The sequence below is a fragment of the Pseudorhodobacter sp. genome, from assembly GCF_030452865.1.
Taxonomy (GTDB): Bacteria; Pseudomonadota; Alphaproteobacteria; order Rhodobacterales; family Rhodobacteraceae; genus Pseudorhodobacter.
In genome coordinates this window covers 1-5,437 of record NZ_JAKDLJ010000245.1, presented here as the reverse complement: position 1 = coordinate 5,437, position 5,437 = coordinate 1, and the positions used below count along the sequence as shown (strand labels likewise).

Annotated in this window: 9 protein-coding genes and 1 pseudogene; all 10 read right to left on the bottom strand. The window is 57.6% G+C overall.

The annotated features are described in order from the left end of the window. Positions 1 to 70 precede the first annotated feature (70 nt). Complete coding sequence (locus L0H65_RS13530) at positions 71 to 544, bottom strand: hypothetical protein (protein WP_301459576.1); 474 nt, start codon at positions 542 to 544, stop codon at positions 71 to 73. 224 nt (positions 545 to 768) lie between these two features. Continuing rightward, positions 769 to 1,182: a 50S ribosomal protein L16 gene (gene rplP, locus L0H65_RS13525; RefSeq protein ID WP_301459575.1), complete on the bottom strand. Its 414-nt coding sequence runs from the start codon at positions 1,180 to 1,182 to the stop codon at positions 769 to 771. Positions 1,183 to 1,195: 13 nt separating this feature from the next. Further along, a complete protein-coding gene (gene rpsC / locus L0H65_RS13520; RefSeq protein ID WP_301459574.1) occupies positions 1,196 to 1,906 on the bottom strand; it encodes a 30S ribosomal protein S3 in 711 nt (236 codons plus the stop codon). Further along, on the bottom strand, positions 1,906 to 2,286 hold the full coding sequence (rplV, locus tag L0H65_RS13515) for a 50S ribosomal protein L22 (protein WP_301459573.1): 381 nt from the start codon (positions 2,284 to 2,286) through the stop codon (positions 1,906 to 1,908). Before rplV ends, rpsC begins: the two co-directional genes overlap by 1 nt. A 3-nt stretch (positions 2,287 to 2,289) precedes the next feature. After that, positions 2,290 to 2,568 carry a 30S ribosomal protein S19 gene (rpsS, locus tag L0H65_RS13510; protein WP_301459572.1) on the bottom strand — a complete coding sequence of 93 codons (279 nt, stop codon included), beginning with the start codon at positions 2,566 to 2,568 and terminating at the stop codon, positions 2,290 to 2,292. A 3-nt stretch (positions 2,569 to 2,571) separates the two neighbouring features. After that, positions 2,572 to 3,408, bottom strand: a complete 837-nt coding sequence (gene rplB / locus L0H65_RS13505; RefSeq protein WP_301459571.1) for a 50S ribosomal protein L2 — start codon at positions 3,406 to 3,408, stop codon at positions 2,572 to 2,574. A gap of 169 nt (positions 3,409 to 3,577) precedes the next feature. Further along, the gene (locus L0H65_RS13500) at positions 3,578 to 3,874 is read right to left on the bottom strand and encodes a 50S ribosomal protein L23 (protein ID WP_301459570.1); all 297 of its coding nucleotides are present in this window, start codon (positions 3,872 to 3,874) and stop codon (positions 3,578 to 3,580) included. Beyond that, complete coding sequence (gene rplD, locus L0H65_RS13495; protein WP_301459569.1) at positions 3,871 to 4,491, bottom strand: 50S ribosomal protein L4; 621 nt, start codon at positions 4,489 to 4,491, stop codon at positions 3,871 to 3,873. The genes L0H65_RS13500 and rplD overlap by 4 nt, the downstream gene beginning before the upstream one ends. Then, a complete protein-coding gene (gene rplC / locus L0H65_RS13490) occupies positions 4,481 to 5,347 on the bottom strand; it encodes a 50S ribosomal protein L3 (RefSeq protein WP_301459577.1) in 867 nt (288 codons plus the stop codon). Before rplC ends, rplD begins: the two co-directional genes overlap by 11 nt. An 11-nt stretch (positions 5,348 to 5,358) precedes the next feature. After that, positions 5,359 to 5,437, bottom strand: a pseudogene (rpsJ, locus tag L0H65_RS13485) (30S ribosomal protein S10); the annotation flags it as partial.

The following is a 5,437-nucleotide window of genomic DNA, read 5'->3' as shown; positions in this document are numbered from 1 at the left end:
CACGCTATGTCTACAATGCGGACGAAGCGGCCGTTGTCGGTTTGGTGCAACCAAAGAAATGAGCAGCCGTCTAGTTCCAGAAACGCCGGACAAGAGACGGTGGTGTTGCCCGCAAGTAGTCGTCATGACTGAACCAAACCAGCGCTTTCTTTCGTCGGGAAAATGCAACTGCGTCCCAGCCGAAAGCGATTGCAAACCCAAATAGCGCGGCCCAATCCTCCACGCCCGCATCGTCACCAACGACGCATCGCCGGAGGATCGCATCGGCATCCAAACCCGTCTGATTTCGGAAGTTTACCGCCTTGTCCGCGCTCTCTGAAGATTCAAAAACGACCTTTAACTTAACAAAGCACAAATCTTCTTGTTCAGCCAATCGCTTCGCCAGAGTCCATGCAATACGGTTGAGGTCTCCCCCCGGTGAAGCGCTGAAGGCAACTTCCTCCCACGCTCGCGGGCGAATGCGAAAATGTTCCGCCACGGCGAGAGCAGCATCATGCTTCCTTAGCAACTCGATTGGGAGGGTGTCGTCAAGCACGAAAAACATGAGATTCCTAAAAGCACATACTCGACGCACCGTCTACGCAGGCGTTGTCCTCAGACTGTGGGAGGAAACTGTTGTCGCCGTCAACTGGATGTCGCCTTAGGGCTCAAAGTAGATTGCAACAAAAAGCCCCGCCGTTTCCAGCGGGGCTCTCTATTCTGTACCGTGTGCGGCCCGCGTATTGCTAGCGCAATTCGCTACACCGCACCGGTCGCGCTAGCGCGACCTTACCAATCTTCGCGTTGCACTACGCGGGTCAGGACGGGAAGTTTCATCGCGCCAAGGCGCAGGGCCTCACGCGCAATAACTTCCGACACGCCGTCGATTTCAAACATCACGCGACCCGGTTTCACCTTGGCTGCCCAATAATCGTCAGAGCCCTTCCCTTTACCCATCCGTACTTCAACCGGCTTGGACGAGACCGGAACATCCGGGAAAATCCGGATCCAGACGCGGCCTTGACGCTTCATGTGGCGGGTGATGGCACGACGCGCGGCCTCGATCTGGCGCGCAGTCACACGCTCCGGCTCGGTCGCTTTCAGGCCGAAGGTGCCGAAGTTCAGCAAGAAACCGCCTTTGGCCTCACCGCTGATCTTGCCTTTGAACTGTTTGCGGAACTTGGTCCGTTTAGGTTGCAACATCTTTTATGCTCCCTCAGTTACGTTCGCGGCGCGGTTGACGCGGAACAGCGCCTTCCTGTGCCTCGGCGTGACGACGATCATGTGCTTGTGGATCATGCTCAAGGATTTCACCCTTAAAGATCCAGACCTTGATCCCGATGATACCATAAGCAGTCAGTGCTTCATGATGCGCATAGTCGATATCGGCGCGCAACGTATGCAGCGGAACGCGGCCTTCACGATACCATTCGGTCCGCGCGATTTCCGCGCCACCAAGACGGCCAGCCACGTTGACACGGATGCCCAAGGCCCCCATGCGCATCGCGTTCTGAACACCACGCTTCATGGCGCGGCGGAAAGAGACCCGACGCTCCAACTGCTGCGCAATCGATTCAGCCACCAGCTTGGCATCCATTTCCGGCTTGCGGATCTCAACAATGTTGAGGTGCAATTCGGACGCGGTAAAAGCGGTCAGCTTCTTGCGAAGCGTTTCAATATCAGCGCCTTTTTTGCCGATGATGACACCTGGACGTGCTGCGTGAATGGTCACGCGGCACTTCTTGTGCGGGCGTTCAATGATGACCTTGGAGACGCCCGCCTGGGCGGCTTCCTTGTGAATAAACTCGCGCATGCGCAGATCTTCCAGCAACAGGTTGCCGTAATCCTTGCTATCCGCGAACCAGCGGCTGTCCCAGGTGCGGTTGACCTGGAGGCGCATACCGATCGGATTGACCTTCTGACCCATTATGCGGACTCCCCTTTTTGACGAACCAAAATGGTCAACTGGCTAAACGGCTTCATGATTTTGCCGAAACGGCCACGCGCACGCGGACGCCCGCGCTTCAGCGTCAGGTTCTTGCCGCAGTAAGCTTCGGCCACGATCAACTCATCCACATCAAGACCGTGGTTGTTTTCAGCGTTGGCAATTGCCGACTGGAGGCATTTTTTCACATCACCCGCGATCCGCTTTTTGGAGAAGGTTAGGTCGGCCAAAGCCTTGTCCACCTTCTTGCCACGGATCAGACCAGCGACGAGGTTCAGTTTTTGCGGCGAGGTGCGAAGCATCTTGGCAAGCGCCATTGCTTCGTTATCTGCCACGCGGCGCGGATTTTTTGCCTTGCCCATGACTTATTTCCTCTTGGCTTTTTTATCGGCAGCGTGACCGTAATAGGTCCGTGTCGGAGAATATTCACCGAACTTCTGGCCGATCATTTCTTCGGTCACCGATACCGGGACATGCTTTTTGCCATTGTAGACGCCGAACGTCAGACCGACGAACTGCGGCAGGATGGTAGAACGACGCGACCAGATCTTGATCACTTCGTTTTTGCCGGATTCGCGCGACTTTTCTGCCTTTTTCAGCATGTAGCCGTCGACGAACGGGCCTTTCCAGATTGAACGTGCCATGGATTAGCGACCCTTCTTGGCGTGACGCGACCGGACAATATACTTGTCGGTGGTCTTGTTCTTACGGGTACGGTTGCCCTTGGTGCCTTTGCCCCATGGTGTAACCGGGTGACGACCGCCCGAGGTACGGCCTTCGCCGCCGCCATGCGGGTGATCGATCGGGTTCATTGCCACACCGCGAACGGTCGGGCGGATACCCTTGTGACGCATGCGGCCCGCTTTACCGAAGTTCTGGTTCGAATGGTCGGCGTTGGAAACCGCACCCACCGTTGCGATACATTCCTGACGCACCATGCGGAGTTCGCCCGAAGACAGGCGGATCTGTGCGTAACCACCGTCACGGCCGACAAACTGCGCGTATGTGCCAGCAGCGCGCGCAATCTGCCCGCCCTTGCCCGGCTTCATTTCGACGTTGTGAACGATTGTGCCGATTGGCATGCCGGAAAACGGCATCGCGTTGCCCGGCTTTACGTCGGTTTTCTTGCCCGCGACCACAGAATCGCCCACAGCCAGGCGCTGCGGCGCAAGGATGTAGTTCAGCGTTCCGTCTTCGTATTTGATCAGCGCGATGAATGCCGTGCGGTTGGGGTCATATTCGATCCGCTCAACCACCGCAGCCATGTCATGCTTGGTGCGCTTGAAATCCACGATCCGGTAAAGGCGCTTCGCCCCACCGCCGTGATGCCACATTGTAATACGTCCGGTGTTGTTCCGGCCGCCCGATTTGGTCAAACCCTCAGTAAGGTGTTTGACCGGACGGCCTTTCCACAGCTCCGAACGGTCGATCAGAACCAACCCGCGTTGGCCAGGCGTCGTCGGTTTATACGACTTGAGTGCCATGCTCTCTGTCTTCCGTTAGCTTGGGGGCCGCGTGAGGCGACCCGAGGTTATAGGGCTCCGTAGATCCCCGATTGTCGTCACAGGACGGGCAGCGGTTGCCGATTTCCTGCGTCACGAAAAAATCCACGGCCCCGAGGAAACCCGAGGCCGTGAGATTCGCCGCCTTCTATCAAAGCCCGGTAGAGACGTCGATAGTGTTTCCCTCTTCGAGGGTCACATAGGCTTTTTTCTTGTCGGAACGAACGCCGGGGCGCCCTTTGAACCGCTTGACCTTGCCTTTGGTGATGGAGGTGTTCACGGCCTTCACCTTGACGCCAAAGACCGCTTCAACAGCTTCTTTGATCATCGGCTTGGTCGCATCCATCGCCACCTGAAACACAACGGCATTGGCCTCAGACGCCATCGTTGCCTTCTCGGTGATGATCGGCTTGCGGATCACATCGTAATGGTTTGGCTTCACGCTCATTTCAAACGAGCCTCCAGTGCTTCGACCCCTGCTTTGGTGATCACCAACTGATCCCGCTTCAGGATGTCATAGACGTTTGCACCCATGATCGGCAGAACATCGAGGGTTTCGATGTTGCGCGCAGCAAGGGCGAAGTTGCCGTCAATTTCCGCACCGTCGATGATCAGCACGCGCTTCCAACCCAATTCCTTGACCATCTTGGCAAGGGTGGAGGTTTTCGCATCGGCCATCGTCGCTGCGTCCAGAATGATCAACTCACCCGCTTTGGCCTTGGCCGACAGCGCGTGACGCAAACCAAGCGCACGGAACTTCTTGGGCAGATCATGCGCATGGCTGCGCGGGGTCGGACCCTTGTAGATACCACCGTGACGGAAGATCGGCGCGCCTTTGTCACCATGGCGCGCGCCACCGGTGCCTTTTTGACGGTAAATCTTCTTGGTCGAGTAGCTTACGTCCGAACGTCCCAGCGTCGAGTGGGTGCCGGCCTGGGCTTTCGCCCGTTGCCAGCGCACAACACGGTGCAGGATGTCGGCGCGCGGCTCAAGGCCAAACAGCGCCTCATTGAGGTCGATGGAACCGGCTTTGCCGCCGTCCAGCTTGATGACATCAGCCTTCATTCTTCTCGCCTCCATCTTCTGCCGGGGTTTCATCGTCACCACCGGTGCTGGCTTCCGCTGCTGCCAAAGCCGCTTCTTCGGCGGCTGCCGCTTCTGCTGCCAATTCGGCCGCGCGTTTTGCTTCTTCTACCGCCGCTGCATGTGCGGCCGCTTCTGCCGAAGCCTTTGCGGCTGCTGCTGCCGAACGCAAAGCCGCCGGAACAATCGCGCTTTCGGAAACGGCTTTCTTGACCGCATCCTTGATTGTCACCCAACCACCTTTGGAGCCGGGAACCGCGCCCTTGATCATGATCAGGCCGCGATCGGTGTCAGTGCGAACCACTTGCAGATTTTGCGTCGTGATCCGGGTCGACCCCATATGGCCCGCCATTTTCTTGCCCTTGAACACCTTGCCGGGGTCCTGGCACTGGCCGGTCGAACCGTGGGAACGATGCGAAACAGACACACCATGCGAGGCACGAAGGCCGCCGAAGTTGTGACGTTTCATCGCCCCCTGAAAGCCTTTACCGATCGAGGTGCCGGAGACATCCACGAACTGGCCTTCGAAGTAATGGTCGGCGATGATTTCCTCGCCGACATCAATCATGCAGTCCGCAGTGACGCGGAATTCAGCAATCTTGCGCTTCGGCTCAACCGAAGCCTTGGCAAAATGGCCGCGCATCGCAGCAGTTGTCCGCTTGGCTTTGGCTAGCCCTGCACCAAGCTGCACGGCGGTATAACCGTCGCGATCAGCGGTGCGCTGCGCCACAACCTGCAGGTTGTCGAGTTGAAGAACGGTCACAGGAACCTGCTTGCCGTCCTCAAGAAACAGCCGGGTCATGCCCAGCTTCTTTGCAATAACGCCAGAGCGCATAATCTGATGCCCCCTTATACTTTGATTTCGACGTCAACACCCGCAGCGAGATCGAGCTTCATCAGCGCGTCCACGGTCTGGGGGGTCGGATCG

Coding starts and splice junctions, on each gene's coding strand:
- L0H65_RS13530 (WP_301459576.1), bottom strand. CDS start 544: ATGTTTTTCGTGCTTGACGACACCCTCCCAATCGAGTTGCTAAGGAAG.
- rplP (WP_301459575.1), bottom strand. CDS start 1,182: ATGTTGCAACCTAAACGGACCAAGTTCCGCAAACAGTTCAAAGGCAAG.
- rpsC (WP_301459574.1), bottom strand. CDS start 1,906: ATGGGTCAGAAGGTCAATCCGATCGGTATGCGCCTCCAGGTCAACCGC.
- rplV (WP_301459573.1), bottom strand. CDS start 2,286: ATGGGCAAGGCAAAAAATCCGCGCCGCGTGGCAGATAACGAAGCAATG.
- rpsS (WP_301459572.1), bottom strand. CDS start 2,568: ATGGCACGTTCAATCTGGAAAGGCCCGTTCGTCGACGGCTACATGCTG.
- rplB (WP_301459571.1), bottom strand. CDS start 3,408: ATGGCACTCAAGTCGTATAAACCGACGACGCCTGGCCAACGCGGGTTG.
- L0H65_RS13500 (WP_301459570.1), bottom strand. CDS start 3,874: ATGAGCGTGAAGCCAAACCATTACGATGTGATCCGCAAGCCGATCATC.
- rplD (WP_301459569.1), bottom strand. CDS start 4,491: ATGAAGGCTGATGTCATCAAGCTGGACGGCGGCAAAGCCGGTTCCATC.